Origin of the sequence: Thioclava sp. L04-15, from assembly GCF_002020275.1 — a bacterium.
GTDB lineage: Bacteria > Pseudomonadota > Alphaproteobacteria > Rhodobacterales > Rhodobacteraceae > Thioclava > Thioclava marina.
This window is the reverse complement of record NZ_MPZW01000011.1, coordinates 49,313-75,371: the sequence shown is the minus strand read 5'-3', so window position 1 is coordinate 75,371 and position 26,059 is coordinate 49,313. Positions and strand designations below refer to the sequence as shown.

The following is a 26,059-nucleotide window of genomic DNA, read 5'->3' as shown; positions in this document are numbered from 1 at the left end:
TTCCACTCCTCTTCCAGCCAAGGAAGCGTAGCGGAAAACTCCAGCTTCAAACGGTCCAGTTTCCGGGGATCAGATCAACGCCTTCATACCTCTATTAACCTTCCTAGAGGCAGGTGGCGGTGCAGCAGACGCCACGATCACAGACGGCCTTGATGTCTATGATGCTCCTGCTGTCCAAGCTTTTTGGGCGAAGGCTTTGGAAAGACGAACAACAGACCCGGACGGCGCTGTCACCGCCGCAAGTACGTTACTTGAAGAGGTCTGCAAACACATCATCGAGGACAGCGGCGCAGAGTGGGAAGCAAAATGGAATGTGCCGAAACTCTATTCTGAAACGGCAAAAATCTTGAAGCTCGCACCATCGCAACACCAGGAAGAGGTGTTCAAAATGATTTTGGGAAACTGCCAGAGCGTCGTACAGAGTATTGGTTCTTTGCGCAACAAAGGTGGTGATGCTCATGCTGGGGGGCGCTCGCGAGTTCCATTCAAGCCGCGTCATGCCGCTTTGACGGTTAACCTTGCTGGGTCCATGGCCCTGTTTCTGATTGAGACGTGGCATGCGAGAGTTGAGGAACAACGGATCAGTAATCATTAGCCGCGTCACAATCCTGAAGCAGACCTTCTCCTCAGCAACGGGAGCATGTCGCCACACCGGGCATGCGTTACCGGAACGCTCAATCCACCCCAACATCGCCGATCCCCGCCCCCTTGTGCTATACTTCCCGCCATCACAAGGGAGGACGACGCGATGAATAGGCGCGAGATGTTGGCCCTGACGGGCGGTGCGATGGCCGCAAGCGGGGTGTTGGGAGGTGCTGCCCGACCGGCGCGGGCGGAGGCCGTGATGGGCGATGGCGGGCTTTACCAGCAGAGCTTCTTTCACGACAGTTTCCTCGACCTCGGAGAGGATCTGAGCGAGGCCGCGGATCAGGGAAAGGGGCTGCTGGTGCTCTTCGAGCAGCGCGGCTGCCCCTATTGCCGCGAGATGCATCTGGTGAACTTCAAGCGCTCCGAGATCACGGATCTGATCGAGGCCAGCTTCGTGGTCTTGCAGCTCGATCTCTGGGGCGCGCGGGAGGTTACCGATTTCGACGGCGAGGCGCTGGAGGAGCGTGCGCTGGCACAGAAATGGTTCGTGAACTTCACGCCGACGCAGGTTCTGATCCCGGCTCAGAACGCGGGCGCAACCGATCTGCGCGCGGCCGAGGCCTTCCGGATGCCGGGCTATTTCAAACCCTTCCACCATCTGTCGGGGCTGGAATATGTCGCTAGCGGCGCCTATCGCGACCAGCCCTTCCAGCGTTTCTTGCAAGACAAGTTCTCGGCGCTGGCGGAACAGGGGATCGACCCCGACGTGTGGTGAGCCCCAAACGCAAACGACCCGCGCGATGCGCGGGCCGTTCTCGAACTTTCGCTCAGGCTCAGGCGAGCTCGAGGTTGCTCGCGGACTGGCGACCGTCACGGCCGGTTTCCAGTTCGTAGGTCACTTTCTGACCATCGTCGAGGCGCTGGATGCCGGCGCGCTCAACCGCCGAGATGTGCAGGAAGATGTCCTTGCCGCCATCATTCGGGGCAATGAAGCCGTAACCCTTGGTGCTGTTGAACCATTTCACGGTGCCTTCGGCCATCGTGAGTCTCCTTAGATAAAGTGCTGCCCGCGGAATGCGTCAGCCCGGCCGTGTCAGTTCTTGAAAGCAAACTGAAGCCGGTAAGGGAGACAGTGCGTGTCGGAAGCAAACTTAGCGAGACAGCAGATAGAGGTTCGGCACCGCAAATGCAATGGCCGATCGGATCACGCTGCCGTGGCAGAGGGAAGATTGCGGTCCTCACGCTGGATGAAGCGCCCGCCCGCGGATTTCACCCGCAGCGCGAATTTGCGCTTCTGCCCACGGATCGCATGGCTCACCAGAGCGCGCAGATGGCCCTCGGATTTGAGTTGGCGCGCCATGCCGTGATGGTAACCGGGCAGCAGGAAATGCGCGATATTCGGTGCGATCGGGAAGCGCCGGGCATGGATCATCTCGTCAGGATGATCGGCATGAAGCGCGAAGATCCGAGGCGCGCGCGGCATATGCGCGCCAAGCGTCGGCACCCGGTAGCCGCCGATGCGGTTGCGCAGGAAACGCCAGCGATGCTCTTCGGGGACATGATCGGGATGGACCGAGACCTGGGGCGAGATCGCGCAGACGGTGTCGAAGGGCAGATGCCGCGTCATCTCGAGCGCCATGAACCCGCCCATCGAATTGCCGATCCCCACGAGGCGCTCCGCGCCGGTCTCGGCCTGCGCGCGTTCGATCGTGAGGGCGACCGCCTCGATCAGGCCGGGCGCGTTGAGCCAGCTGCGCGCGGTATCGGCGATGAAGAGAACCGGGTTTTCGCCCCCCTGGCTTGCGATGGCGCGAAACTCGGGCGGTTGCGGGGCGCTGCGCGAATTCCCGACACCGGCAAAGGAAACCACGAGCGTCTTGCCCGTTCCGGGAAGAAAATGCGCATGGAGCGGCGCGCGCGTCACCACGGCGCGCAACTCGTTTCCATGTCTTGCCGGAAGAAATACCATTGATCGCCCTTGCCCGTTCCTTCGGGCCTTTATTGACTCGGATTGCTCACCAAACCGTTACCAACCTCAGCTTTCGCGAAATGGGCAGAATCGTGGCATTTTGGTGATCTGCGCCCTTTGAGAAAAACGCTCAGGCACGACAGCCCTCCAGGGCGACCGGAAAGGGATTTCGTTCCCCTTATGTTCACGCTAGATTGTCTTCATGAGCACTTCCCTGCCCCTTCCCCTGCGCCCGGGCCGCACCCATGAGGTCTGCGGCCTTGGCGCCACAAGCTTTGCCTGCGCGGTGGCCGCCACCACGAGCGGTCCGGTGATCTGGGTGAGCGAACGCTATCGGCGCGACGGGCTCAATCCGCGCGGACTGGTGAGCTTCTTCGATCCGGCGCGGCTTCTGATCGCGCGGGGAAAGGATCAGACCGACACGCTCGCGGTGATGGAAGAGGCGTTGCGCGACGGCTCGGCCCCGCTGGTGATCGGCGAGACGCCGAAGGCGATCAGCCTCACCGAGGGGCGACGACTGCAACTCGCGGCCAAGCAAGGCGGGGCGACGGGGCTGTGCCTGATCACACCGCAGGGCGGCTCGAACGCGGCCGAGACGCGCTGGCAGGCAATGCCGGTCTTCGAGCGCGATCTGCGCGAGGGGGTGGATGCGCCACGGCTGCGCTGGCGCCAGATCAAGAACAAGTCCGGCCCCTGCCGTGCCTGGGAGGTGCGCTGGAACGCGCGCGACCGCGGCCCCGAGATCCTGAGCGTTGCCGATTGCGCGCCCGAACCCGGCTGATCGGCTCAGAGGTCGAGCTGATCCTCGAGCATCCCGATCTGGGCGACGTGATCGACGGGCCATTCGGTGATGTTCTGAAGCCCGCGATCCTCGAGCACGTCCGAGCCCGGATGCTCGGCCAGCCAAGCCTCGATCTGCGCATCGCGCGCGCGCAGAAGCGCCTCGACCTGCGGGCGGTACAGCGTGACCATCCCGCTCAGCCAGAGGTTCACCGCCCAGTTCGGATGCGCCAGCTCGATCGCGAAATGATCGAGCAGCCGGATCACGTCCTCGGCGCGGTAGAAGCATTCATCCGTCACCCAGCGGTTGGTGGTGAAGATGCGCAAGGCGCGCCCCTGCGCATCGACACTGATCGCGCCGATATGGACGAAGCGCGACGCGCCATCCTCGGGAATGCGCGCGCCGGGCAGATCCCAGGGCTCCAGCCCCGGAATGATCCCCTCGGGGCGCATGAAGAGATGGAAATGCCCGTTTTCACCCTGCGCCATCTCGCGCGCGTCATGGGCATGGTAGAAATAGTGGCAATGGGTCTCGGTATCGAAGACATCCCCGCGCGGGTAGCGTTCCCAGGTCAGGAAATCGCCCTGCCCGCGCAACACTTCCGAGACCACGCTCATGCCCGACTTGGCGAGCACGGTTTCGCATTCGAGTACGGTCTCGGCGGCGTCATGCATCTCTTCAAGGCGCGCGCGCGGCAGGCGCTCGATCGCGGGGGTCGGAATGCGCAGGGTCGGTGCCGGGCGGTGCGGCGCGGGGTCCATCTTCGTCATCGGGCCTCTCTTCTCATGCGAACAGGGCCAGCCTAGCGGCTGACCCCGTCCTTGTCATCGCGACAATCGTTCTAGAGCGGCCGTTCTCAGAGCGGCGGCATCCCGAGCATTTCGCGCACGGCCGGCTCACGCGAGGTCTTCAGACCGATCTGGCGGCCTTCCTCGACGGCGATCTCGGCGGGCACGCCCTTCGAGGCGCGGTAGAGCGCCCACATCGCGCCAACCCGGTTCGAGCTCTCGCAATGCAGCAGGATCGGGTAGTTGGCCGGATCTTCGACGATCTTCGCGAATTCGGCGACCTGCTCGTTCGTCGGCGCCTTGGTCGGCACGGAGATCTGGATGTAATTCATCCCGGCCTTCTGGACCAGTTCACCCTCGTTCGGCGCGCCCTCGTCGGGCTTCAGCAGGCTCACGACGGTCTTGAATCCGAGCATCTTGAGCATCGGGATGCCGGTCGGGTCGATGAAGCCACCGGTGCCGACATAAGGCGTGGCACGCAGGTAATTGTCGACGATCGGGGGCATCTTGTCGCCATAGGGCGCCTGGGTGGCCTTGACGGTGGTGTCATAGGGGCCCTTGGCCATCGGCGCCGCCTCGGCGGTCGCCGCCGGAGCCGCACCCGGAGCACAGGGGTTCGCCGCTGCGGCCGGGGCGCAGGGGTTGGCCGGCATCGCTGCGGGCGCGCAGGGGTTCGCCACTGCGGCCGGGGCGCAAGGATTGCTTGCCTGTGCGTTCGACATGGCGGGCACGGCGGCGCTCATCGCGACGGCGGTCACCGGAACCAGAGCTGCGCGCAGCAGGCTCTTGCGTTGCTTCTTGGTCTTCATGGACATATTCCTCCCTTGAACTTTGTCCGTATTTTCAAAGCGTCAGCCGCGCGCGGTCGAGGTATCCCCCGAGCGCATGGCGAATTCGTCAGCCTCATCATCGGGTGCGCAGACCTCTTCGGCGGTGAACGGGCCGCCACGGGCACGCTCCATCATCGAGCCGAGACGGAACCCGATGGCCGCGAACACGACCAGCACCGCAAGGATCACCCATTCGGGCAGGCCGAAGAGTTGCGGCAGCGTCTGGGCGTTCGGACCCTTGCCCGCCATGTAGAAGCCGATCAGCGGCTCGTAGACCCAGGCGAAGGCCGAGGTGCCGATCACCATGCCGATGGCGAAGACCACCGCGTCGATGCGGCCCGAGGCGACGCCCACGACCGAGGTGCCCGGGCAATAGCCGCCCATCGCGAAGCCCGCGCCGATCAGCACGCCACCGGCGAGGATCGCCCAGAAGAAGAGCGTCGGGATGAAGACCGCGTTCGGCCCCATCCACCCCATCGTGCGCAGGACATAAAGACCGATCGCACAGACCAGCACAGCGGTGAACATCACCTTGAAGACCGAGAAGTCGCGCAGTGTGAATTGCCCCGTCAGCTTGCGCGGGGAGCCGAAACCGGCGGCCTCGAGCGCGTAGCCGAAGAGGACGCCCGACAGAAGACCAGAGGCGACGCCGCCATCGTAGAACGGAATGGTCATTGCCAGAGCCTCCGCATCATGAAGGACACGGCGAAGCCCGCCGCGAAGAAACCGATCAGGAAGACGAAGCCGGCCACGGCCAGCGTCGCGCCGCCCGAAAGCCCCACGCCCGAGGTGCAGCCACGCGCCAGACGCGCGCCGAAGCCGACCAATGCGCCGCCGACCAGAGCGTAGCCGATCCGGCTACCGCTCGAGACGCGCGGCCCACGCTCGACCTTGACCGAGATCCGGCCCGCGCCTTTCGCGCCCAGCCAGGCACCGATGAGCACACCGATCACCTCCCAGGTGATCCAGCTCAGAAGCGGTGCGCCCGCTTTCATGAAGGGGCCGAAATAGGCATTCTCGGCGGTCGCCTGCGGCGCTACCCAGTCATTCGCCTGCGCCGCGAATCGCGTCACGAATCCCGAAGCGCCGAGCCCGTGCCCGGTGATGACGAAGGTCAGCAGCAAAGCCAGGCCCAGCACGGTGCCGGCGGCCAGCGGAGACCAGAACGGTTTGGGGGTGTCCCTCATGGCAGCCTCCCTTTCTCCGATGATGATAAACATATTCAAAGGTGATGATACAAATTGCGATAGCGCTTTCAACTCGATTGAACGCCGCAGCGCAGCGTCATTCTCGGATCGACACCCGGATTCCACCTGCAAGGCGTTCCATATCCGCACCACGGTCACGCTCGGCCCTCGGGAAAATAATGTGATTTTACATACCGTTCAGCGCGAAGGCCGCGCGCCCACAAGGGCTGCACGATTTCGTGAAGGCGCTGAAAGTTCCGTGATCGGCACGCGAGGAGATCAGACCGAGGGCGTCGGCACGCGCCGTTTGCACCCGTTTCAGGGCGCCAAAACAAAAGGCCGGGACACTGCCCGGCCTTCTTTCAATCGTCATCGGGCGTGCTCACACGCCGCTGTCGAAGGGCTCGAACGCCTCCGCCCGCGCGCGTTTCCAGCGCTTGAGATAGCCGAAGCGGTCGTCATCCTCGCGCAGCAGGAACCCTTCCGGCATGTAGTGATAAATCTCGTCGCCCACCTTGAAGTCGCGCTCGCGGTCGCGCACCAGCAGGTGATGCGGCAGGAACTGCCCGGGATGGGTGAGGCCCGCCGCCCCCGTCATCTCGGCCAGAGCCTTCATCGTGTTGCGGTGGAAATTGGCCACGCGGGTCGCCTTGTCGGGCACCACCAGCGCGCGCTGGCGCACCGGATCCTGCGTGGTCACGCCGGTCGGACATTTGTTCGTGTGGCACGACTGCGCCTGAATGCAGCCGATCGCGAACATGAAACCACGCGCCGAGTTCGCCCAATCCGCCCCGATCGCGAGCACCTTGGCGAGATGGAAGGCGGTGACCAGCTTGCCCGAGGCGCCGATCTTGACCTTGTCGCGCAGCCCCGCCCCGCGCAGCGTGTTGTGCACGAAGCTCAGGCCCTCGACGAGCGGGAAGCCCATGTGATTGGCGAATTCCAGAGGCGCCGCCCCGGTGCCGCCCTCCTTGCCGTCCACGACGATGAAATCGGGCACGATCCCGGTTTCCAGCATCGCCTTGACGATGCACATGAACTCGCGCCGGTGCCCGACGCAGAGCTTGAACCCCACCGGCTTGCCGCCCGACAGCTCGCGCAGCTGGCCGATGAATTCCATCATCTCTAGCGGAGTCGAGAAAGCCGAATGCGAGGCGGGCGAGATGCAGTCCACCCCCATCGGAATGTCGCGGGCCTCGGCGATCTCGGGCGTGATCTTGGCCGCCGGGAGCATCCCTCCATGCCCGGGCTTGGCGCCCTGGCTCAGCTTCACCTCGATCATCTTCACCTGATCGTCCTGCGCCCGCATCGCGAATTTCTCGGGGTTGAAACTGCCATCATGGTTGCGACAGCCGAAATAGCCCGAGCCGACCTCGTAGATCAGATCGCCCCCGCCTTCGCGATGGTAGCGCGAGATGCCGCCCTCACCGGTGTCATGGGCAAATCCCCCCGCCTTCGCGCCCTTGTTGAGCGCCATGATCGCATTGGCCGAGAGCGCCCCGAAACTCATCGCCGAGATATTGTAGATCGAGGCCTTGTAGGGCTGCTTGCAGTCGGGCCCGCCGATCTCGACGCGGAAATCGCTATCCTCGATATGGCGCGGCTTCACCGAATGGGTGATCCACTGATAGCCCGATTCCGACACGCGAATGCGGGTGCCGAAGGGCTTGGCGTCCTCGATATCCTTGGCGCGCTGATAGACGATGGTGCGGGTGGCGCGCGAGAACGGCACCTCCTCGTCATCGCCCTCGATCAGATATTGCCGGATCTCGGGGCGGATCTCCTCGAAGAAGAAACGCAGATGGCCGAGGATCGGATAGTTGCGGGTGATGGCGTGCTTGGTCTGGATCAGGTCGTAGATCCCGACGAACGTCAAAAACCCGAAGATGATGGCTGCGATCAAAAACCAGTCGGTCAGGATCAGGCCGGAAAGCGCGCCGAGTGTCAGAAGAGCCGACAGGGCGAGTGGCGAAAACCGTATGAAACGCGTGAACATGCCCCCTCCCCGGGGTTGTTATCGTTTGTTCCTGCGCGGCCAGTCTAGCGCGCGACGTCTCTATGTCGAGGGAGAGTTAGGCCCGCAACCCCCGATCGAACCAGAGCGCGGCTTCGAGCGCGTCGAGCCCGTCGGTCAGAGCTGCCGGGCCCGGTTGCAGGATCAGGGTCGATTTGACCTCGTGGAGGCGATTTCGCGCAACAGCCGGCACGTCTTGCCAACCGGGTCTTGCGCAAACTTTCTCGGGCCGGAATTTCTTGCCGCACCACGAGCCCACGATGACCTCGGGCGCCGCCGCAATCACTTGTTCGGGAGTGACGATGCGATCCTTCGCCTTGCCCTCTCTCGCCCGCTCCGCGAACACGTCCTGCCCGCCCGCGATCTCGATCAGTTCGGACACCCAGCCCACGGCCGAGATCAGCGGCTCGTCCCATTCCTCGAACCAGACGCGCGGGCGATAGGGGCGCGGTTTCGCGGCGATCGCGGCGAGCCGGGCCTCGTAACCTGCGGAAAGGGTGTCGGCACGCTCCGGACAGCCCACAAGTGCTCCGAGCGTGCGGATCATGTCGAGGATCCCCGCGATCGAGCGCTGGTTGAACGCATGTACCGCGATCCCTTCGCGCACCAGCCCCGCGACGATCTCGGCCTGAAGGTCCGAGAAGGTCAGCACGAGGTCCGGCTCCAGCGCGAGGATCTTCGGCAGGTCGGCGGAGATGAAAGCCGAGACGCGCGGCTTTTCGAGGCGCACGCGTTTGGGGCGCACCGCATAGCCCGAGACACCGACGATGCGCGCCTCCTCACCCAGCAGATAGAGGGTCTCGACCGTCTCCTCGGTCAGACAGACGATGCGTTCGGGCGGGAAAGCCATCAGATCCCCAGCGTGGAAAGCGGTTGGAAAACAGGGCCTTCCGGCGTGATCCTGAAATGCGCGCGGATGTGGAAGACCTCGGCCAGAAGCTGTTCGGTCAGAACCTCCTCCGGTTTGCCATCCGCCACAAGCCGCCCGCGATCCATCACCCAAAGGCGCGTGCAATGACGCGCGGCCAGCCCCAGATCGTGCAAGGAGGTCACGACCGCCCCGCCCGCGCGCGCATGGGCCTCGAAGACCTCCATCGTCGCGATCTGCGCCGCCGGATCGAGCCCCGCGATCGGCTCGTCGGCAAGGATCAGCGGGCTTTCCTGCGCGAGGGCGCGGGCGATCAGAACCCGGGCCTGCTCGCCCCCCGACAGATGCGTGGCCGTGCGGTCGCGATAGGTCTCGAGCCCCATGCGGCGCAGCGCCTCTTCGACCGCAGCCGCACCCGCCCCTTGCGTATCGCGCCCATGCGGCAGCCGCCCCAGCGCCACCAGTTCGGCCACCGACAGCCCCCAGGCGATCTCACGCGCCTGCGGCAGCCAGGCGGCGGATCGCGCCCGTGCCATCGGGTCGAGACCGGCCAGAGAGCTTCGCCCTCTCGCGGCGATCAGCCCAAGCGCGCCGCGCATCAGAGAGGTCTTGCCCGCTCCGTTCGGCCCGATCAGACCGATCAACTCGCCCGCGTCGACCTGCGCCGAGACGCTGTCGACTACCGGGCACTGGCCGCGCAAGACGGAGAGGTTGTCGAGCTCCAGCATCATCCCTCGCGCCCCATCTTGCGGATCATCGACAGGAAGAACGGTGCGCCCACCAGCGCGGTGAGCACGCCCAGTTTCAGATCACGCTCGGGCGCGATCAACCGCGTCGCGATATCGGCGAGCGTCAGCATCGCCGCCCCGCCAAGCGCAGAGGCGGGAAGCAGCCGCGACGGGCGCGCCCCCACGGGCTTGCGCAGCAGGTGCGGCACGACGAGGCCGACGAAACCGATCGCTCCGGCCACTGCCGTCGCCGCGCCGACCACGAGCGCCGTGCCGAAGACGATCTGAAGCCGCAGCTTCTTCAATGAGATCCCCATCGAGGCCGCCGCATCCTCGCCCAGGCTCAGCGCATCAAGCCCCGCACCCGCGCGCAGCAGGATCGCGGCGCCGACGATCAGGAAGGGCAGCGCCAGCGCCACATGGGTCATCGAGCGATCAGCAAGCGATCCCATCATCCAGAACACGATCTCGGCCGCCGCATAGGGCGAGGGCGCGAGGTTCAGCACCAGCGCGGTCGCCGCCGCCGCGAGCGCCGAGACCGCGATACCCGCGAGGATCAGCACCAGCGCCCGCCCCTCGCGCCCGGCAAGGATCAGGATCAGCGCCACCGCGACACCCGCTCCCGCCAGCGCGGCAAGCGGCAGCGCCAGAGCGAAGACCGCGTAAAGCCCCGTCTGGATCGCGATCACCGCCCCCAACGCGGCCCCGGCGGAGGTGCCGATCAACCCCGGCTCGGCCAGCGGGTTGCGCAGAAAGCCCTGCATTGCCGCGCCCGACAACCCGAGCGCCGCCCCGACCCCCAGTCCCAGAAGCGCACGCGGCAGGCGCAGCTCGCGCATCACCAGCCCCGCAGCCCCGTCGCCGGAGATCAGTGCCGAGAGCCCTTGCAGCGGCGAAATGCCCGACGGGCCGATCAGCAGCGAGGCGAGAAACAGCGTCGCGCAGGCCACGGATAGCCATATAAGGATTGCACGATAACTCATTGCGTCATCTTATCTTTCTCGATCTGTCGCCCGAGCGCGGCCAACTCCGCCACCGCAGTCAACATCGCAGGCGCACCGCAGGTCCAGCTCGCATCGCGCAACCCCCGCACGACCGGCAGGTCGCGCAGCACCGGATGCGCGAGCACCTCCTGCGCGCGGCTCGTGCCTTGCCCTTTCATCGAGCCGCCGACGACCACCAGATCGGGACGGTCCATCACCAGATCCTCCAGCGGCAGACGCCCGCCCCAGTCCAGCCCCGGCCCGCTCACGACATTGGAAAACCCCGCCATTTCGAGGATTTGACCTTCGAGCGTGCGCGGCCCGTAACCATAGCCCGAGGGCCCGATGATCGCCGCGCGCAACCCCGGCTCGGGTTTCTCGATCGCGGCCAGTCGCGCATCGAAATCGGCCAACATCTTCGCCGCGCGATCGGGATGCCCTAACAATTCGCCCGTCGTCGCGATCCGCGCGCGGATCTCGGGCAACGAGGTGCCGGGCGGGAGCTGCTCGACGGAAATGCCAAGGGTGCGCAGCATTCGGATCGTGTCGGGGTTCGACCAGGTATCGGCCAGCACCAGATCGGGATGGAGGATCGAGATTTCCTCGGCACGCCCGTAGTTTAGAGGATAGTCTTCAGCCTGTTTCCAAGACACAGACATCGTCGGATCGATCGCGAAATGGCTGAGCGAGACGATCTGGTCCGGATCGGCCAGCGCCAGCGCCAGCTGATCCGTGCAAAGGTTCATGGAAACGACGCGCGCGGGTTCCTCAGCCCAAGCGGACGTCGCCGCCCCAAGGGCGGCAAAAAGGGCGGCCAGAGCCGCCCCTTTCAGATCAGAACCGCGCACGCAGCCCCACATAGGCCGCACGGCCCGAAGTGCCGTAGCCCGGCCAGAGCTGGTAATCGGTATCGGTCACGTTCTCGATGCGCAGATACGCCTCCTTGCCCGAACCCAGATCGTAGGTCATCTGGGCGTTCAGCAGACCATAATCGGGTTGGTCCTGTCGATCGGTGACGATGCGCATATCCGCAGCCAGCGTGATCGTATCGGTCACTTTCGCATCGATCCCCGCCGTCAGCGTATTGCGACCGAACGCCGAGTTCCAGGTCGAGCCCGAGGACAAGCCCGAGGGGTTCTTCTTGTCGAGATAGGTATAGCCGAGCGAGTAACCGATGTTGACCGTGATCGGCCCCTTCATTCCCAGCTCGACACCCTGGCGCGTAGCCGTGCCAGAAGTCTGGTAATAGGCCGGGTAGGCATAGTCGATCAGGTCCTTCACATCGATCCGGAACAGCGTCGCCGTCAGCGTGTGAGCCCCGAACTTTTGCTCGATCCCGAAATCTCCGCTGATCGATTTTTCGGGGCGCAGCGTCGCGTCACCGTAGGGACCATAGAGTTCATACCCGGACGGCGCACGATAGCCATTGCCGAGCGAGACCTTCAGCAGCGTGTCAGGCGCCGCCCGCCACGTCACCCCGAGACGCCCCGTCGTCTGATCGCCGAAAGACGAAAGCTGGTCGTGGCGTGCCGAGGCGATCACATTGACGCCCTCGACGGGAGCGAAAGCGTATTCGGCGAAGATGCCGGTGACGCTCGTGAACGCATCACTTCCCCCATAGGTCGAGTTGCTGGTGTAGTTCTCCAGCGTCCGGTCGAACCCGAAACTCGCCTTACCATTGCCGATCTCTGCATGGCCGAGCCATTCGAATTTGCGCCGCTTTCCGACATAATCGTAGTAGGTCGGCCCATAGAGGGCGGTGGACCCCGCCGTATGCCGGTCGAGCCTGAAATAGCTCAGCGCGACTTCCTGCGACACCGGGCCAGTCTCGAACTGCGCGAACAGGCGCGCGCCCCGCGTTTTCGCATCGGTTACTTCATCGGGGGTGCCATCGACCGGGTAGGATGCGTAGGTCACCGGATCAAAGGCGGTTTCGTCGTACTCGCCACGATCATTCTGCGCGAAACCCGCAAAACCGATCAGCAGATTGTCGGAGACACGCTTCTGCGCGCGAAGGCTGACCCGGTCGGCCTTGTAGCCGTCTTTCTCGGTATTCCCATCCTTTTCATCTGCTGCCGAGAAACCGGCGGTGTAGATCTTCGACAGTTGGATCGAGAGTTCATCGTCGCCCTGCTTCCAGCCGAAGTTATAGGCAAAATTCGCAGTCTTGTAGGAACCGAGCTCCAGAGCCACGCTTTGCGACACGCCCTCCTCGGTCGGACGCGGCGTGTCGAGGTTGATAACCCCCGCCACGGCCGAGCCACCGTAAAGCGCGGATTGCGTGCCGCGCATGATCTCAACGCGGTCAAAATTGAAAGTATTCAAACGGCCCAGATCGGTTGCGACCTGCGGCGCGGAAGGGTCGGACACGTCGATCCCGTCGACCAGCACTTTCACGTAGTTCTGCGAAACGCCACGGATCGTGAAGCCGGTCTGCGCGCCCATCGGTCCGCGCGCGAGAATGCCCACGCCCGGGGTCTGCGCGATCAGGTTGGACATGCGGGTCTCACCCGACCGCTCCATGTCCTTTTTCGACAGCACCGTCACCGCCTGCGCGGTCTTGTCCGCCGATCGCGGCTCGAGGGCGCCGTAATAGATCACGATCTCGTCGAGCTGATAGGGTTGGTCGTCTTGCGCCAGCGCCGGTGCGGCAAGCGCGGTGGTGAGCATCAGGCCCATCGTCAAACGGGTGCGGTTCATATCCAAAGCCCTCATGTCGCGCCCCGAAGGCAACGCGAACTTCTTGTAGCAAGTCTTTGGAAAGAGAGCCTTTCCGCCGACGGTGAAGAGTGTCACCACTGACGGAAATCCGCCTTGCCCGAGCGCCCCGCACAGGCAGAAAGGATGAGCGCCTCGGCAGGTCTCCTGGCTCGCGGGTCTCAACTCGGGCTGGCCTTCCCGGGATCTCCCAGTGGCTCAGTCAGCCTTCGCTCACCGCTCACAGTTGCGGGGGCAGCCCCGGAATGGATGCGCGACCTCGCCGCACGGCGCACCGGGTTCCCTTTTCATCCGCCTGAGGCGGAACCGAAGTGGGGCCGATGTGCCGCGCAGGGCCGCATCTGTCAAGAAAAATTCAGCTCTCGTGAGCGAGGCGCGCGCGCTTGTTGAAACGGATCGACGACATCAGCGCCAGCCCGATCAGCCCCGCCCCCACCAGACCGGTGATCAGCTCGGGGACATGCACGAGGGTCTGCGCGAACATCACCACCGAAAGGATCAGGATCGACCAGAAGGCGCCGTGTTCGAGATAGCGGAACTCGCTGAGCGTGTTGCGCTCGACGAGCATCAGCGTCATCGAGCGGACATACATCGCGCCGATCCCCAGACCGATCGCGATCAGGAAGAGGTTCTGGGTCAGCGCAAAGGCCCCGATCACCCCGTCGAAGCTGAACGACGCGTCGAGCACCTCGAGATAGAGGAAGGCCCCGATCCCGGCCTTGGCGGTCTCGTTCGAAAGGCTCGCCCGGTCGAGCACATGGCCCAGCACCTCGACGCCGAGGAAAGTCACCAGGCCCGCGACGGAGGCAAAGAGGAAATCCCCCTCGCGCCCTTCGGGCAGGATCCAGGTGAAGAGCATGATCACCAGCAGCACGAAGCCGATCTCCAGCCCGCGGATCGAGGCGCAGGCGCGCAGGCGGCATTCCAGCGTGCGGATCCAGTCAATCTCCTTGCCCTCGTCGACGAAATAGGTCAGCGCCACCATCATCAGGAACGCCCCGCCGAAACCCGCGATCGACAGATGCGCGCCGTCGATGATGCGCGCATATTCGGCCGGGTGCTGGGCTGCGAGTTGGATTGCCTGCCACGGTCCGATGCCGGCAGCGATCACCACGATCATCAGCGGAAACAGGATACGCATCCCGAAAACCGCGATCAGGATGCCCCAGGTGAGGAATCGGCGCTGCCATTTCGGCGTCATCTGGTGAAGCTTGTTGGCGTTGACGATCGCGTTGTCGAAACTCAGCGAGATCTCCAGCACCGCCAGCACCGCGGCGATCAGCAGAAAGGATGCAGCCCCGGCCAGCGTGCCGCTATGGTGGAGCCCGAGCGCGAAGGCGCCCACGAGCCCCGCGAGCGTGACGGCGAAAGCCCAGGAAAAATAGCGGAAGGCGGTTTGCATGCTGGCTCCGGCTGGCATTGGCAGGTGACATAGGTCGGGGGCCGGGGCTTCGCAAGGGAGCGGCTCGGGGAGAGTTGTCCTCTGTGGCCAAGGGAACGCGTTGGGGGGCGTTTGGCGATGAGGCCGCGCCCGAGCCTCGGGTGGGCGTTTTGACCCGATTGTGGCTGGGCACTTTATCTCGAAAGCCCGCGAATGGGTCGTGCGCGCGATGTCATCGCCAATGCGCCCTCCCGGGGGGAGGGTCGGGCGGCCCGGGCTGATTGCCCGTGCCAGCGATGGCCTTCATCCTAGAGACCCGCCTCGTCGAGCCAGCCGAGGATCCTTGCCCTGTTCACTCCCAGATCGGAGCGCCCGAAAACGAGATGGCCGCGAATCTGCACCGTCTTGCCATCAACCCAGAGGGTCGTGACATCCGGGAACCCCCAGAATGCCGAGCGGGTGACATAGGCTGCCTGCCCCGCCTCCGGGTTGCCCTCGACGCGGCGGGTGCGGGCGGTAGCGCGAATGATCTTGTCGAGCGCCGCCATCTGCGCTTGCGGTTCCGCAACCTCGCGCACCGCCTGAAAACCGCCGATTTCGGGGTGATCCCCGGTCGGTTTGGCCAGCCCCTCGACAGAGAAGCGCGCCGGATCGATCGGGGCGAGACGCACCCAGGCATCGGCGGCGATCACCACAAGAATGATCGCAAGCAGAACGATCCCCATGCGCGTCACCCCTGCCCCCCGCGCATGTTCCAGCCCGCAAGCGCGATCAGCTCGGTCGCGACATGCGCCCCCGCGATCGCCGTGGCCCCTGTCGTGTCATAGGGCGGCGAGACCTCGACCACGTCGCCACCGATCAGGTTGATCCCCTTGAGCCCGCGCAGCAAGGCTGCGGCCTGCCAGCTTGCCAGCCCACCCCAGACCGGGGTTCCGGTGCCCGGCGCGAAAGCCGGATCGAGACAGTCGATATCGAAGGTGACGTAGCAGGGCTTGTCTCCGACGACCGCGCGAATGCGCGAAAGCGTGGCCTCGATCCCCTCCTGATGCACCATGGGCGCGTCGAGGATCGTCACCCCGAGCGTATCGGGATTATCTGTGCGAATGCCCACCGAAACGGTGTTTTGCGCCGCGACCACCCCGGTCTTGATCGCCTTGTAGAGGAAGGTGCCGTGGTCGATCCGGTCCATGTCGTCATCGGCCCAGGTGTCGGAATGCGCGTCGAACTGGATCAGCGCGATCTCTCCGTGATGCGCCGCGATGGCGCGCAGGATAGGCAGGGTGATGAAGTGATCGCCCCCCAGCGTGATCGGGACCACACCCGCCGAGACGATTCCCGCCAGATGCGCCTCGATCCGGCCCGGAACCTCCGCGACATTCGCGTAATCGAAGGCCATGTCGCCGTAATCGGTGATCGCCAACTCGGAGAAAGGGTCATAGCCCCAGCCATAGGGCGCATCGAAGGCCTGAAGCGTACTGGCCTCGCGCAGCGCGCGCGGCCCGAAACGGGTGCCCGGACGGTTCGTCACCGCCTGATCGAACGGAATGCCGGTCACGGCGATCTGCACGCCGGAAAGATCCTTGCTGTAGCGCCGACGCAGGAAACTCGTGGCGCCACCGAAGGCATTCTCGAAACTCAGCCCCCGTGCATTGGCCCGCGTAAAAGCCTGATCCACTTGGGTTTTCGCATCTTCCAGAGCCATCGCACCCTCCCTGTCGAGAGCGCGACTTTCGCGCGCCTTCCCCGCGAGGTCAAGCGAGCCACGCGCGCCCGGGCGACAGCATGTCGCAGGGCTGTGCAATGAATTCTCGCCTCGTTTCTTGATCTGGATCAAGCTGCTCACGATTTCGTGAAATTAGAATAATTCCACCTTTCAGGAGCTACGGAGGAATTTAGCCATGAAAAGGATACTGGTTACCGCTCTTGCCGCCTCGACGGCGCTTGCGGCACCCGCTCTCGCCGATGATGCGGCACTTCGTGAACAGGCCAGAGAGATGTTCGAAGCGATCCCGCTTCAGCCCCCCATGCTTGAGGATAACGTGATCTCGCGTGACCGCGTCGATCTGGGCAAGGCGCTGTTCTTCGACCCGCGCATGTCGCGCTCGGGGCTGTTCTCGTGCCAGTCGTGCCACAATGTCGGCATCGGCGGCGTCGACGGTCTCGAGACCTCGATCGGCCATGGCTGGCAGAAGGGCCCGCGCAACGCGCCGACCATGCTCAACGCCGTGTTCAACGTGGCGCAGTTCTGGGACGGGCGCGCACCCGATCTCGAAGCCCAGGCCAAGGGGCCGGTGCAGGCCGGCGTGGAGATGAACAACACGCCCGATAACCTCGTCGCGACGCTGAAATCGATGCCGGCCTATGTCGCGTCGTTCCAGACCTCTTTCCCCGGCGAGGACGACCCCGTGACCTTCGACAACTTCGCGAAAGCGATCGAAGCCTTCGAGGCCACACTGATCACCCCGAACTCTCCTTTCGACAAGTTCCTGATGGGACAGGATGCGGCGCTAAGCGATCAGCAGAAGCGCGGCCTTGCCCTGTTCATGGATGAGGGCTGTGCGGCCTGTCACCAGGGGATCAATGTCGGCGGGCAGGATTACTACCCGTTCGGCGTGGTCGAGAAACCCGGCGCGGACGTGCTGCCCGAGGGCGATCATGGCCGGTTCGCGGTCACCGAGACGGCCGACGACCAATATGTCTTCCGCGCCGGCCCGCTGCGCAACATCGCGCTGACGGCCCCCTATTTCCACTCCGGCACGGTTTGGGAACTGCGCGACGCGGTGGCGATCATGGCGACTTCGCAGCTCGGCTCCGAGCTCGACGACGCACAGATCGACGACATCACCGCCTTCCTCGAAGCCTTGACCGGCGAGCAGCCGCAAGTCGTTCACCCGATCTTGCCGCCGCGCACGAAGGACACGCCCAAGCCCTACACGATGCTCACCGAGCAGAAGTGAGGCAAACCTCCCGAGACCGGGAAACGCGCGCGGGAGACCTCGCGCGTTTTCTCATGGTCGGACGCGGTATCAGGGCCGGTTCGGCCAGACCGGTTCGACAGGTTAGAAGGCTTCGAGACAGCCATGCCTCCCGCGTATCCGGTTTTCATCGCGGGCTCTCTCGTGGCGGCGTTTCCCGGTCCGCAAACCGAAATGAGAGAGGCGATACCGCCGCAAGTCAGCCGACCCGTTCGCAGATTACATGCGGCGGTCGCCCAACGAACCCCTACCGGGCCCAACATGCCTAGCCCGGACCGCCTCGCGCCCGGTCCGGGCGCGCACTGAGGCTCAGCGCGCGGCGCTTCATATTGAAAAGGGGCAGGCTCGCGCCCACCCCCTTCCGACGGAGACTGCAAACCCCGATCACTCGGGCTGACAGATCTCGCCGCGCATGATCCCGATGAGCGTGCGCACCACCAGACCCGCGATGAGCAACGCCAGCATCACGAGGAACGCCGTCCCGATGCGCATATGCGCGTCCGAATGGGCGTATTCCGCATGCAGGAAAGTCGCGATGGTGAGGGCGGCCAGCGGGAAGCTCAGCGCCCAGAAGCTCATCGCGAAGGGCAGCCGCAGGATACGCGGCACCTGCACCGCCACCAGCGCGGCGAAGACATAGGCCAGCGACAGAAGGATATGGGCAAAGGGATCGACGCCAAGCGCCTCGGTCGCGCCGGGAAGGATCGGCTCGGCGGTCAGGCGCAGCCAGGCGATGAAAGCCACCGCGGGCGGGGCGATCATGATCACCAGCGTCGGCTGAAGCTTGCCGGGCAGCGGGTCGTGGAAGACCAGACGGTTGAAGACCAGCGTCAGCAGGATCATCCAGAAGATCATCCCCGCCGAGAAGAAGAGCCAGCTGATCTCGGTGAAACCAAGCTGCGCGCCCGCGACTGGCACGATCACATTGCCGACCGCCGGGATGAACCAGGCAGGGTTGAGCTGGCCATGCTGGAAGCTGCGCGTGCCGATCCAGTTGGTCACCACCGCCAACGTCATCAGGCCTTGCAGCGTGGTCCCGATCAGCCACAGCGAAAGCGCAAGCGGCGTCGAAACCGTCATCGCGATGATCGACAGCAACAGCAGCGAAATCGCGATGGTCGGGAAGAAGGACAGGCGCACCGGGTGATGCCATTCGCCCGAGACCGCCTTGGGATGCTTGAGCGCCTTGAGAAGATAGAAGAGCGAAATGAGCACGAAGGCGGCTGCGGTGACGACGAACATCACCTGATAGGGCACCGGCCCGAGCCCGAGCGGTTTCGCCGCGGCGCGCAGCGCGAGGGTGAAACCTCCCAGCCCCATCGTGGTGGCATAGAAGGTGATCGGGAAATGCTCGAGCCGGTTGTGCTCGGCACTTGCTTCGACTTGCGTGCTCATTGCGCTCTCCGTTTCATTCGGCGGTTTGCCGGCCCTTGGTCAGGGACTGAACTGTGTAGACCAGAATAGCCGTTCCCACGGCCCCTGCACCTGCGACACCGAGCAGCACGATCCAATCCACCGGGCCGCCGATATCGGCAAAGCTCGAATGGGTGACCCTCTGCACGAAGATCACCGAAGCGATCGCGCCCAGCGGCATGAACATCTGCGCCAGCAGGAACTTGCGAGCGCTCAGATGGCGGTCGCGGATCAGAACGTAGAGGTAAGCCAGCGTCACGACCACGGCGACGGCGACCATCGTCCAGAACAGGCCGCGCCCGAAGATTTCCTCGAAGACGGCGATCAGGGTTTCAAAGGTGAGTTGTTTCATCTGTCGGTCTCCTTACGCCTTGCCGCGCAGCATCGCGTTATAGGTGGGCTTGAGCGCGATTTCCTTCATCAGCCACGAGATCCACAGCTCTTCGAGCGGCGCGATCACGCCCGGGAAGGAAGGCGTCAGGCGGTTTTCGTAATCGAACTCGACCAGCATCGCGCGGCCGACCTTGGTGATCAGCGGGCAGGAGGTGTAGCCGTTGTAGATCTCGGTGCCATCCTTGCCTTCAATCGCGGCGACGAGGTGATCCTCGACCACGGGGATCTGCCATTTGACCGAGGCCGCGGTCTTGCCCTTGGGTACGCCCGCGATATCGCCAAGCCCGAAGACATTGGCGTAGCGGCGGTGACGCAGGGTCTGCTGATCGACCTCGAGCCAGCCCTGGCCGACCCATTTGTCTTCCCAGGCAAGGCCGCTCTCGCGCACCACGTCGGGGGCGACCATCGGCGGAATGACGTTGGTGAAGTCGAATTCGATCTTCCGCTCGGACGCAGGCGTCACGGTGACGATGCCGTTCTTGTCGACCGAATGCTGCTCGGGGGTGCGGAAATAGGCGGTACGCGTGCCCGCGTCGATGCCCGTCAGGACATGGTCATACCGGGTCTCGAAACCACGATCACCGAACAGCAACTTGACCTTCTCGTTCACCACCGGAACCGAGAACAGGCCCTTGTTATTGGCTGCATAGATGATCTGGCTCGCTTCGCGGGTGCCCTTCTTGCGCAGGTAATCGTCGGTCAGGAAGGTGTATTTGAGCGGAGCGCCCGCGCATTTCATCTCGGTCGCCGGACGACCGAAGAGCGCAACGCCCCCCTTCTCGGTGAACTGGTCCATCGCGGCCCAAGTCTTCGCGGCGTAATCGGGACCGGCATAGACTGCACCAAGACCGTTCTGCCCCACCTGGTCGAGCGAGAAGCCCTCGATCGCGCCCCAGTCGAGCTTCAGGCCGGTCGCGACAACGAGATAATCATACTCGATCGCCTCGCCGCCCACGGTGGTCACGCGCTGCGCTTCCGGGTCGATCGCGGCGGCATAGTCTTCCACCCAGTTCACGCCCGTGGGGAGCCAGTCGCCAGTACCCGAAACCGAATAGTCGGCGTTCTTGAGACCGGCGGCGATCAACGTGAAACCCGGCTGATACCAGTGCTGCTTGCGCCCGTCGACGATGGTGATCTGCGCGCCGTCGAGGCGCTGCACCAGACGGTTCACCAGCCCCGTGCCCGCGGCCCCCGAGCCCACGATCACGACACGGGCCTTGGTCTGCACCGCTGCGGTCGCGGGTTTGGCTGCGCCCATTGCGCTCAGCGCGGCAGCTCCGCCGGCCAACCCCAGAAATCCCCGCCGCGACGGGCTGAAAACGTCTTTAATCATACCGATCTTCTCCCTCGGACATATTCCGGTATGTGCATGTATTCAAATTTCGGAGAGCCGTGAGCCTGACAAAAGGACGCATCGGGAATGCATCTTTTTTCGTCGGACCTGACTTAAATCAATTCCACATCCCCGATTGATCTATATCACCACGTCGTGAACTCGGAGGAGAGCCCATGCGTCTGACCACCCGTACCAACCTCGCGATGCGTGTCTTGATGTTCTGCGCCGTCAATCCCGGCAGGATCGTCCGAAAACACGAAATCGCCGAGGCCTGTAACGCCTCCGAGAACCACCTCGCCCAGGTGATCAACACCTTGGCGCAAAAGCGCTTCATCGAGACCCAGCGCGGCCGCGCGGGCGGCATGCAACTGGCCCGGCCGGACTCCGAGATCGGCGTGGGAGACGTGCTTCGCGCCTTTGAGGCGGGCCTGCCCTTCGCGGAATGTTTCGACCCCGAGTCGAATACCTGCCCGCTGCGCAATGCCTGCCTGTTCCGCGACGCGCTCGCCGATGCTCTCGAGGCTTTCTACGGAGCGCTCGACCGCAAGACGCTGGCCGATCTCGTCGAGGACAACACCGCGCTCGAGTCGATGCTGAGCCTGCCCGGCGCGATGAACATCTCGATCTGCGGAGCCAAGGAAGGCGCCGCCAAAGCGCTCTGATTTTAAACCGGTTCGTTTGAAATACCCCTGTTTTTGTAGGGCCTGCGCGTATTTCGTGGCGGCTTTGTCACAGTTTCGTGACAGCCAATCACGCGAGCGCGAACAGAATTCAGTTTTGCTTGATCCCCTCTTTTCGATGCGGGAGCCTGTGTCTACTTGTCGCACCAGAAGCGGGGTATCCCGTCATCGCGACTCACAATGAGGCATAAGGTCATGCAACAGCAATCGGGCAGCCAATCGGGCCAACAACAGCAAGGCGGCGCACCGCGTCCCAGCCAGCAGCAGGGACAAAGCGGCACGTCGAACCAGCAAGGCGGCACCGTCTTCAACGACTGGGCGTCGATCTGACCCCGATCCTTCGCGACGCGACCACGCCGATGTGAAATCGGCCCGCGGCAGACCCTGCCCCGGCGCGATGCGATCCCCGAAGCTTCACCTCGCGCCGCCCCTTGCGTGGCGCGGGTCCGCGGATCACAGTGATCGGCAGATCTTCGATTTGCCATCCCTGATTTTTACGAGGCGCGTCCGTCGCGCGATCCGCCCATGCCCCAACCCATCACCAGCATTCATGGCATCGGCGCTGTGACCGCCGAGGGCTTCGCACGCGCGGGGATCACCTCAGCCGAGCAATTGCGCGAGATCGGTGCCGAAGCGGCTTACGAAGCCTGGATCGCCGCCGGAAATCCGCCCCACTTCATCGGCTATTACGCCTTGCACATGGCGCTTCAGGGCCGGCCCTGGAACGATTGCCGGGGCGCGGAGAAGGCGGCATTCCGCGTCAAGTTCGACGCGCTCAAGGCACGGATCGACGCGGGCATACCGGAAATGGACAAGGGCCGCGCCCGGCTGGACGCGGCCCTTGATGAAATCGGTTTGATCCGGCGCGATTAGCCGACGATCTCGAGACCCGAGAAGAAGAAGGAGATCTCCTGCGCGGCGGTCTCGGGCGCGTCCGAGCCGTGCACCGAGTTCTCGCCGACCGAGAGAGCGAATTCCTTGCGGATCGTGCCATCGGCCGCATCGGCCGGGTTGGTCGCGCCCATCACTTCGCGGTTCTTCGCGATCGCGCCTTCACCCTCGAGCACCTGCACGACGACCGGCTCGGACGCCATGAATTCGCACAGCTCGCCGTAGAAGGGGCGTTCCTTGTGGACTTCGTAGAACTTGCCGGCCTGTTCCATGGACAGCTTGATGCGCTTTTGCGCGACGATGCGCAGACCCGCTTCCTCGAACTTGGCATTGATCTTGCCAGTGAGGTTGCGCTTGGTCGCGTCGGGTTTGATGATGCTCAGCGTGCGTTCGATGGCCATGTGAGACCCTTTCCTTATGCTCGCGGCCGGAAATCCGGTCCGAAATATCCCGCGCCTGCTATCACGGGGGGCGTGAGTTGAAAAGCCCTCTAAAAGGCGATCGCGGGCACATTAGCGCGGGAATGTGACCATCTGGTCAATGCGCGCTCAAATCGGGCGGCAGCACCTGTGAGACGCACCGAATGCCTCCGGCGGGGATATTTTAGCCAAGAGGAAGGGGGACGATTGACTGTCGCGCGGCCCTGCGCCAAGTCAGACCGCATGTTGCGCATCTCCGATATCTCCTTTTCCATCGAGGGCCGACCGCTTTTCGCGGGCGCCTCGGCCACCATTCCCGAGGGTCACAAGGTCGGGCTCGTCGGCCCCAATGGCGCGGGCAAGACCACCCTGTTCCGGCTGATCCGGGGCGAGCTGACGCTGGACGGCGGCGAGATCTCTTTGCCCTCGCGCGCCAAGGTGGGCGGTGTCGCGCAGGAGGTGCCGTCCTCTTCGACCTCGCTTCTCGATACGGTTCTGGCCGCCGATGAGGAACGCGCAGGTCTTCTGGCCGAGGCCGAGAGCGCGACCGATCCGCACCGCATCGCCGAGGTGCATGCGCGGCTCGCCGATATCGACGCTTGGTCGGGCGAGGCGCGGGCCTCCTCGATCCTGCGCGGGCTGGGGTTCGACACGGAGGCGCAGCAGCGCCCCTGTTCGGATTTCTCAGGCGGGTGGCGGATGCGCGTGGCGCTGGCGGGCGTTCTGTTCGCCCAGCCCGATCTGCTGCTGCTCGATGAGCCGACGAACTATCTCGATCTCGAAGGGGCGCTCTGGCTGGAGCAGTATCTGGCGCGCTATCCGCATACGGTGATCGTGATCAGCCACGACCGCGACCTGCTGAACCGGGCCGTGGGCGCGATCCTGCATCTCGAGGACAAGCAACTGACGCTCTATCAGGGCGGCTACGATACATTCGCGCGCACGCGCAGGCTGCGACGCGAGGCGCAGGCGGCGCAGGCCAAGAAGCAGGAGGCGCGCCGCGCCCATCTGCAGAGCTTCGTCGATCGCTTCCGCGCCAAGGCCACCAAGGCCAAGCAGGCGCAGGCGCGGGTCAAGATGCTCGAGAAGATGGAGCCGATCACCGCGCCCGAGGAGGCCGCGAAGCAGGTCTTCACCTTCCCCGCACCCGAACAGCTCTCGCCGCCGATCATCGCGATGGAAGGGGCCGCCGTGGGCTATGGCGGGCCCGCGATCCTGAAGCGGTTGAACCTGCGCATCGACCAGGATGACCGGATCGCGCTGCTGGGGCGTAATGGCGAGGGAAAATCCACGCTTTCCAAGCTATTGGCGGACAAACTTGATGTGATGGAGGGCAAGATCACGCGCTCGTCCAAGCTGCGGATCGGCTATTTCGCGCAGCATCAGGTGGACGAGCTGGATCTGGCCGAGACGCCCCTGACCCACTTGCGGCGCGAGCGGCCCGAAGAGCATCCCTCGAAGCTGCGCGCGCGGCTGGCGGGGTTTGGCCTCGGCGCGGATCAGGCGGAGACGAATGTGGGCAAGCTCTCGGGCGGGCAGAAGGCGCGGCTGTCGCTGCTGCTGGCCACGCTCGACGCGCCGCATCTGCTTATCCTCGACGAGCCCACGAACCACCTCGATATCGAGAGTCGCGAGGCGCTGGTGACGGCGCTGACCGAATATTCCGGCGCGGTGGTGCTGGTCAGCCATGACATGCACCTGCTGGGGCTGGTCGCGGATCGGCTGTGGCTGGTCAAGGGTGGCGCGGTCGCGCCCTATCAGGGCGATCTGGAGAGCTACCGGGCGGAGCTGCTGGCCCCCGCCCCGGAGGAGCGCGCGGCAAAAGCGGCGGCACCGAAGCCCGCCAAACCCTCACGCGATGCGATGAGCGCGCTCAAGCGCGAGGTGCGCGATTGCGAGGCGCGGGTGGAGAAGCTGACCGAAATGCTGGAAAAGCTCGACGCGAAGCTGGCGGACCCGGCGCTTTACGAGGCGGGCAAGGCGTCTGACCTCGCGGTCTGGCAGGCCAAGCATGCCGAGGCCACGCAGGCGATGGAGCGCGCGGAAGCGCTGTGGATGGCCGCTTTGGAAAAGCTGGAAGCGGCCGAACAGGGCTGAGCGCGCTCAGTCCTTTCGCTCACGCTTCGTCGAACATGCCCTCGAAGAGCGGCGAAGACAGATACCGCTCCCCGGAATCGGGCAGCACGACGACGATGGTTTTCCCTGCGTTTTCAGGCTCACGCGCCAGCCGCAGCGCCGCAGCCGTGGCCGCGCCGCAGGAGATGCCCGCAAGGATGCCCTCCTCGCGCGCGAGCCGCCGCGCGGTCTCGATGGCCTCGTCATTGCTGACGGTCTCGATCCGGTCGACCAGATCCATGTCGAGCACGTCAGGCACAAAGCCGGCCCCGATGCCCTGGATCTTGTGCGGGCCAGGTTTCAGCTCCTCGCCCGCGCGGGCCTGGCTGAGCACGGGGCTCGCCTCGGGCTCGACCGCGACGGAGATCAGCGGCAGGCCCTTCTCGTGCTTGAGATAACGCGAGACGCCGGTGATCGTGCCGCCCGTGCCGACGCCCGCCACGAAAATATCGACCACCCCATCGGCATCCTCGAAAATCTCGGGGCCGGTGGTCTTTTCGTGGATCGCCGGGTTCGCGGGGTTCTTGAACTGTTGCAGCAGAACGTAGCGGTCGGGATCGGAGGCGGTGATTTCCTCGGCCTTGGCGATCGCGCCCGCCATGCCCTTCGTGCCCTCGGTCAGCACCAGTTTCGCGCCGTAGGCCAGCAGCAGCTTGCGCCGCTCGACGCTCATCGTGTCGGGCATGGTCAGCGTAATCGGGATGCCGCGCGAGGCCGCGACGAAGGCCAGCGCAATGCCGGTATTGCCCGAGGTGGGCTCGACGATCTCCTTGCCGGGGCCGAGGATACCGCGTTCCTCTGCATCCCAGATCATGTTCGCACCGACCCGGCATTTCACCGACCAGGCCGGATTGCGGCCCTCGATCTTGGCAAGGATCGTCGCCCCCGCCCCTTCCGCGATCCGGTTGAGACGCACCAACGGCGTGTTCCCGATGCTGAGCGAATTGTCGTCAAAGATACGGGCCATGGGGTGTCCTTTCCGGGGGAGCGCGGGGGGCGCGC

General features: G+C 64.5%; 28 protein-coding genes and 1 riboswitch. Of the genes, 8 read left to right on the top strand and 20 right to left on the bottom strand.

The window, feature by feature from the left end; genetic code table 11:
- The first annotated feature begins 196 nt into the window (after positions 1 to 196).
- The gene (locus BMI90_RS17245) at positions 197 to 595 is read left to right on the top strand and encodes an abortive infection family protein (RefSeq protein ID WP_168172815.1); all 399 of its coding nucleotides are present in this window, start codon (positions 197 to 199) and stop codon (positions 593 to 595) included.
- Between the two features lie 153 nt (positions 596 to 748).
- Positions 749 to 1,363 carry a thioredoxin family protein gene (locus BMI90_RS17240; RefSeq protein WP_210401978.1) on the top strand — a complete coding sequence of 205 codons (615 nt, stop codon included), beginning with the start codon at positions 749 to 751 and terminating at the stop codon, positions 1,361 to 1,363.
- Positions 1,364 to 1,421: 58 nt separating this feature from the next.
- Here the strand turns inward: BMI90_RS17240 and BMI90_RS17235 are convergent, their stop codons facing one another.
- Together BMI90_RS17235 and BMI90_RS17230 are read right to left on the bottom strand one after the other, a co-directional pair.
- A complete protein-coding gene (locus BMI90_RS17235) occupies positions 1,422 to 1,628 on the bottom strand; it encodes a cold-shock protein (RefSeq protein WP_078530713.1) in 207 nt (68 codons plus the stop codon).
- Between the two features lie 164 nt (positions 1,629 to 1,792).
- The gene (locus BMI90_RS17230; RefSeq protein ID WP_146671330.1) at positions 1,793 to 2,557 is read right to left on the bottom strand and encodes a hypothetical protein; all 765 of its coding nucleotides are present in this window, start codon (positions 2,555 to 2,557) and stop codon (positions 1,793 to 1,795) included.
- Positions 2,558 to 2,759: 202 nt separating this feature from the next.
- On the opposite strand from BMI90_RS17230, the gene BMI90_RS17225 reads away from it, so the two are divergent.
- Complete coding sequence (locus BMI90_RS17225) at positions 2,760 to 3,338, top strand: hypothetical protein (RefSeq protein ID WP_078530711.1); 579 nt, start codon at positions 2,760 to 2,762, stop codon at positions 3,336 to 3,338.
- Between the two features lie 5 nt (positions 3,339 to 3,343).
- Here the strand turns inward: BMI90_RS17225 and BMI90_RS17220 are convergent, their stop codons facing one another.
- From BMI90_RS17220 to speB, 13 genes are all read right to left on the bottom strand, one after another.
- Positions 3,344 to 4,108 (bottom strand): hypothetical protein, encoded by a 765-nt coding sequence (locus BMI90_RS17220; RefSeq protein ID WP_078530710.1) that lies wholly within the window; start codon positions 4,106 to 4,108, stop codon positions 3,344 to 3,346.
- 86 nt (positions 4,109 to 4,194) lie between these two features.
- Positions 4,195 to 4,935: a protein tyrosine phosphatase family protein gene (locus BMI90_RS17215; protein ID WP_078530709.1), complete on the bottom strand. Its 741-nt coding sequence runs from the start codon at positions 4,933 to 4,935 to the stop codon at positions 4,195 to 4,197.
- A 42-nt stretch (positions 4,936 to 4,977) separates the two neighbouring features.
- Entirely contained in the window at positions 4,978 to 5,631 is a 654-nt protein-coding gene (locus tag BMI90_RS17210; protein ID WP_078530708.1) for a DUF6691 family protein, read from the bottom strand.
- Entirely contained in the window at positions 5,628 to 6,143 is a 516-nt protein-coding gene (locus tag BMI90_RS17205; RefSeq protein ID WP_078530707.1) for a YeeE/YedE thiosulfate transporter family protein, read from the bottom strand. The genes BMI90_RS17210 and BMI90_RS17205 overlap by 4 nt, the downstream gene beginning before the upstream one ends.
- A 382-nt stretch (positions 6,144 to 6,525) precedes the next feature.
- On the bottom strand, positions 6,526 to 8,139 hold the full coding sequence (locus BMI90_RS17200) for an FMN-binding glutamate synthase family protein (RefSeq protein ID WP_078530706.1): 1,614 nt from the start codon (positions 8,137 to 8,139) through the stop codon (positions 6,526 to 6,528).
- A 76-nt stretch (positions 8,140 to 8,215) separates the two neighbouring features.
- Positions 8,216 to 9,007: a cobalamin-binding protein gene (locus BMI90_RS17195; protein WP_078530705.1), complete on the bottom strand. Its 792-nt coding sequence runs from the start codon at positions 9,005 to 9,007 to the stop codon at positions 8,216 to 8,218.
- Positions 9,007 to 9,753 carry an ABC transporter ATP-binding protein gene (locus tag BMI90_RS17190; RefSeq protein ID WP_078530719.1) on the bottom strand — a complete coding sequence of 249 codons (747 nt, stop codon included), beginning with the start codon at positions 9,751 to 9,753 and terminating at the stop codon, positions 9,007 to 9,009. The genes BMI90_RS17195 and BMI90_RS17190 overlap by 1 nt, the downstream gene beginning before the upstream one ends.
- Positions 9,753 to 10,736 carry an iron ABC transporter permease gene (locus tag BMI90_RS17185; RefSeq protein WP_078530704.1) on the bottom strand — a complete coding sequence of 328 codons (984 nt, stop codon included), beginning with the start codon at positions 10,734 to 10,736 and terminating at the stop codon, positions 9,753 to 9,755. Before BMI90_RS17185 ends, BMI90_RS17190 begins: the two co-directional genes overlap by 1 nt.
- Positions 10,733 to 11,482: an ABC transporter substrate-binding protein gene (locus tag BMI90_RS17180; protein ID WP_246831578.1), complete on the bottom strand. Its 750-nt coding sequence runs from the start codon at positions 11,480 to 11,482 to the stop codon at positions 10,733 to 10,735. Before BMI90_RS17180 ends, BMI90_RS17185 begins: the two co-directional genes overlap by 4 nt.
- 88 nt (positions 11,483 to 11,570) lie before the next feature.
- The gene (locus BMI90_RS17175; protein WP_168172814.1) at positions 11,571 to 13,436 is read right to left on the bottom strand and encodes a TonB-dependent receptor; all 1,866 of its coding nucleotides are present in this window, start codon (positions 13,434 to 13,436) and stop codon (positions 11,571 to 11,573) included.
- Positions 13,437 to 13,573: 137 nt separating this feature from the next.
- A riboswitch (cobalamin riboswitch) is annotated at positions 13,574 to 13,780 on the bottom strand.
- 29 nt (positions 13,781 to 13,809) lie between these two features.
- Complete coding sequence (locus BMI90_RS17170; RefSeq protein WP_210401977.1) at positions 13,810 to 14,856, bottom strand: DUF475 domain-containing protein; 1,047 nt, start codon at positions 14,854 to 14,856, stop codon at positions 13,810 to 13,812.
- A 287-nt stretch (positions 14,857 to 15,143) separates the two neighbouring features.
- Positions 15,144 to 15,560, bottom strand: a complete 417-nt coding sequence (locus tag BMI90_RS17165; protein WP_078530700.1) for a DUF1499 domain-containing protein — start codon at positions 15,558 to 15,560, stop codon at positions 15,144 to 15,146.
- Between the two features lie 5 nt (positions 15,561 to 15,565).
- Complete coding sequence (speB, locus tag BMI90_RS17160; RefSeq protein WP_078530699.1) at positions 15,566 to 16,537, bottom strand: agmatinase; 972 nt, start codon at positions 16,535 to 16,537, stop codon at positions 15,566 to 15,568.
- A gap of 196 nt (positions 16,538 to 16,733) precedes the next feature.
- Here speB and BMI90_RS17155 point away from each other — a divergent pair, with 196 nt between their 5' ends.
- A complete protein-coding gene (locus BMI90_RS17155; RefSeq protein ID WP_078530698.1) occupies positions 16,734 to 17,792 on the top strand; it encodes a cytochrome-c peroxidase in 1,059 nt (352 codons plus the stop codon).
- A gap of 402 nt (positions 17,793 to 18,194) precedes the next feature.
- On the opposite strand, the gene BMI90_RS17150 is transcribed toward BMI90_RS17155, so the two are convergent.
- Genes BMI90_RS17150 through BMI90_RS17140 form a run of 3 tightly spaced genes read right to left on the bottom strand, consistent with a single transcriptional unit; the run spans position 18,195 to position 20,949 of the window.
- Positions 18,195 to 19,205 carry an SLAC1 anion channel family protein gene (locus BMI90_RS17150; protein WP_078530697.1) on the bottom strand — a complete coding sequence of 337 codons (1,011 nt, stop codon included), beginning with the start codon at positions 19,203 to 19,205 and terminating at the stop codon, positions 18,195 to 18,197.
- 13 nt (positions 19,206 to 19,218) lie between these two features.
- Positions 19,219 to 19,575, bottom strand: a complete 357-nt coding sequence (locus BMI90_RS17145) for a DUF5368 domain-containing protein (protein WP_078530696.1) — start codon at positions 19,573 to 19,575, stop codon at positions 19,219 to 19,221.
- Between the two features lie 12 nt (positions 19,576 to 19,587).
- Positions 19,588 to 20,949 carry an FAD/NAD(P)-binding oxidoreductase gene (locus BMI90_RS17140; protein WP_078530695.1) on the bottom strand — a complete coding sequence of 454 codons (1,362 nt, stop codon included), beginning with the start codon at positions 20,947 to 20,949 and terminating at the stop codon, positions 19,588 to 19,590.
- A 176-nt stretch (positions 20,950 to 21,125) separates the two neighbouring features.
- Here BMI90_RS17140 and BMI90_RS17135 point away from each other — a divergent pair, with 176 nt between their 5' ends.
- The 3 genes from BMI90_RS17135 to BMI90_RS17130 all read left to right on the top strand — a co-directional run bounded on the left by BMI90_RS17135 (position 21,126) and on the right by BMI90_RS17130 (position 22,505).
- Positions 21,126 to 21,614: an Rrf2 family transcriptional regulator gene (locus tag BMI90_RS17135; RefSeq protein ID WP_078530694.1), complete on the top strand. Its 489-nt coding sequence runs from the start codon at positions 21,126 to 21,128 to the stop codon at positions 21,612 to 21,614.
- 213 nt (positions 21,615 to 21,827) lie between these two features.
- A complete protein-coding gene (locus tag BMI90_RS19095) occupies positions 21,828 to 21,962 on the top strand; it encodes a hypothetical protein (protein ID WP_273068572.1) in 135 nt (44 codons plus the stop codon).
- A gap of 195 nt (positions 21,963 to 22,157) precedes the next feature.
- Entirely contained in the window at positions 22,158 to 22,505 is a 348-nt protein-coding gene (locus tag BMI90_RS17130) for a TfoX/Sxy family DNA transformation protein (RefSeq protein WP_078530693.1), read from the top strand.
- On the opposite strand, the gene ndk is transcribed toward BMI90_RS17130, so the two are convergent.
- On the bottom strand, positions 22,502 to 22,924 hold the full coding sequence (ndk, locus tag BMI90_RS17125; RefSeq protein ID WP_078530692.1) for a nucleoside-diphosphate kinase: 423 nt from the start codon (positions 22,922 to 22,924) through the stop codon (positions 22,502 to 22,504). The two genes, BMI90_RS17130 and ndk, sit on opposite strands and share 4 nt — an antisense overlap.
- Positions 22,925 to 23,185: 261 nt before the next feature.
- On the opposite strand from ndk, the gene BMI90_RS17120 reads away from it, so the two are divergent.
- The gene (locus BMI90_RS17120; protein WP_078530718.1) at positions 23,186 to 25,039 is read left to right on the top strand and encodes an ABC-F family ATP-binding cassette domain-containing protein; all 1,854 of its coding nucleotides are present in this window, start codon (positions 23,186 to 23,188) and stop codon (positions 25,037 to 25,039) included.
- Positions 25,040 to 25,058: 19 nt separating this feature from the next.
- Here BMI90_RS17120 and cysK read toward each other — a convergent pair whose 3' ends face one another.
- The gene (gene cysK, locus BMI90_RS17115) at positions 25,059 to 26,024 is read right to left on the bottom strand and encodes a cysteine synthase A (RefSeq protein WP_078530691.1); all 966 of its coding nucleotides are present in this window, start codon (positions 26,022 to 26,024) and stop codon (positions 25,059 to 25,061) included.
- Between the last annotated feature and the right edge of the window lie 35 nt (positions 26,025 to 26,059).